The 256-nt window shown below is 71.5% G+C and carries 1 protein-coding gene; it reads right to left on the bottom strand.

Going from position 1 to position 256, the window contains the following annotated elements; all coding sequences use genetic code 11:
- Positions 1–226: hypothetical protein (locus SB660_RS21960; protein WP_410584562.1), on the bottom strand; the 226-nt coding region annotated here is incomplete at its 3' end.
- Positions 227–256: the final 30 nt, after the last annotated feature.

Raw genomic sequence — 256 nt, 5'->3', positions numbered from 1 at the left:
CGGCGAGGAACGCCGACGGGGCCTCGTCGAGCGGGGCTTCCGCCTCGACCACGGGCTCGGGCGCACCGACCACGGCCTCGTCGCGGTCTCCCTCGGCGCGGGGAGCATCGCCGAAGTCGACCGCGGGCGCGGCGTTCTCGTCACTCGGTGCGCCCGCTTCGGGGGCACTGTCCAGGTGTTCGGCGTCGTATTCGCCGTCGTTCTTCGAACCCTGTGCGTCACTCATCGCACGCACTCCTCAACGATCGCGGGGATC

Origin of the sequence: Bacillus sp. SIMBA_005, from assembly GCF_046535585.1 — a bacterium.
Classification (GTDB): domain Bacteria; phylum Bacillota; class Bacilli; order Bacillales; family Bacillaceae; genus Bacillus; species Bacillus pumilus.
The sequence above is the reverse complement of the archived record's forward strand: the minus strand, read 5'-3'. Positions and strand labels throughout refer to the sequence as shown.